Annotated in this window: 1 protein-coding gene; it reads right to left on the bottom strand. The window is 41.5% G+C overall.

Going from position 1 to position 1,937, the window contains the following annotated elements:
• Positions 1 to 1,937: hypothetical protein (locus tag H3T43_RS09270; protein WP_198214167.1), on the bottom strand; the 1,937-nt coding region annotated here is incomplete at both ends.

Raw genomic sequence — 1,937 nt, 5'->3', positions numbered from 1 at the left:
ATTTCTTTGATGTCACTAATAGCTTTATCCTTAATGCTGTTGACTGAATCTACACTTGTCGCTGCTTCAATATCTTTATCTGCTTGTGCAACAATCGCATCTACTTTGTCTTTGTCTTCTTGTTTCTTTAAGCCGCTCTTGACTTCGTCTGCTACTGCTTTAACTGCATCTTTTGCCGCTACTTTCGTAAATGCTAGCTCCGTCTTGTCAGCTATACTATTTATAGCTGCACTTCCTTTAGTTGCTGCATCTACCGCTTCATCAACTGTTTCTGCTGCTGCAATTGCTGCGTTAGTTGTGTTCTTTACTTGTTCAATGTCACTAAGTGCTTTATTGTACTCTGCATTAACTTGCTCTTTTTCTGTTGAGTTTAACCGATTATATGCATCTTTGACACGCTGCGTCGCTGTTTCTGCTGCTTTGTCAATATTAGCTTTGTTAGTGGTCTTGGCATTTTCGAGCTCAATTATCTCAATTGCATCGGCCGTAGCTTTAACGTTATCAATGTCCCTGATGGCCTGGTCTCTAATGTATCCTACTATAGTTACACTCTCAGCATTCCCTAGATCTGTTTGGGCTTGACTTACAATATTATCAACTTTGGTTTTGTCTTCTTCCTTCTTTAAGCCGCTCTTGACCTTAGCTGCTTCTGCTGCAATCATATCTGTAGCATACACCTTGGCAAAGGTCAGTTCGGCATCAGCTGCTGCTTGGGTAAAGGCCTTATTTGCTTTATCTACTGCTGTCGTAATTTCTGAATTAGTTTGCGCAGCGGCTATTGCATCTTCTGCTACGCTCTTTGCCTTATCAATGGCATTATTGGCTGCGTTATATGCCGCTTGGATCGCCGTTGTCTTTTGCTCATCTGGTGTAAGACTATTATAGGCATCTTGAACCCGTTTCTTAGCTGCAGCCGCCTGCTCATCAACACTGGCCTTGCTCGTCTCTTTGGCCTTTTGAATTGTCTGCTCGGCATTGCTCTTGATGTTGTCAATTGCCTTGATGGCATTCTCTTTTATTCTGTTTACATTGTCAACGTTTTCTGCTGCACCAATATCGTCTTTAGCTTGACCGACAATTTCATCTACTTTATTTTGATCTGCGGTTTCTTTCAGGTTTGGCTTAACTTTTGCCGCTTCTGCTTGTACCGCATCATTTGCAGTGATCTTGACAAAGGTTAATTCAGCTGCATCCGCCAGCTTGTTAATGGTGCCTGTGCCTTCACTGGCTGCGGCAGTAACTTCGTTCTCAGTAGTCGCAGCTGCGATCTTGGCATCAGTTGTGCTTTGAGCGTTTTTAATATCTGCAATAGCCTGATCATATGTGCCTTTGTTGTCTGTCTTTTCAGCAGGTGTTAAGTTGTTGTATGCAGCATCAACCCGCGCAATCGCTGCTTGAGCTGCTCCATCTACATTAGTCTTATTCAGCTCTTTTGCCTTATCAAGCTTCTCTTTTGCAGTTGAATCTGCAGTTGATTTTACTGCATCGATATCTTGAATTGCCTGATTTTTAATACTATTAATTGTTGGAACATCAGTAGCAGCGTCCAGCTTGCCATTAGCTGTTGTTACAATATTATCAACTGTTTGTTGATCAGCTGTGCTTAAACTAGGCTTAACCTTGTTAGCTTCAGCCGCTATTGCTTCTTTTGCATCTGCTCGGGCAAATGTAACTTCCGCCTTAGTTTCAATCTCGCTAATTGTTTTATTTCCTGCACTTGCTATGTTCAAAACTTCGTCTACGCTTTGAGCTGCATCTATGTCTTTATTTGTCTTTGCCTCTGTTTGATCTATATCTGCTATTGCTTGACTTAAAACGTCTTTAAGGTCATTTTGAACTGAAGAAGATAGTTTATCGTATGCATTTTGTATTCGCTTCTTGGCCGCTTCAGCCATCGAACTAATATAAGCCTTTTGCGCAGTCTTATTAGCTTCTAA

It is taken from the genome of Lactobacillus sp. M0396 (assembly GCF_016101625.1).
GTDB lineage: Bacteria > Bacillota > Bacilli > Lactobacillales > Lactobacillaceae > Lactobacillus > Lactobacillus huangpiensis.
This window is presented reverse-complemented; position numbering and strand designations above follow the sequence as displayed.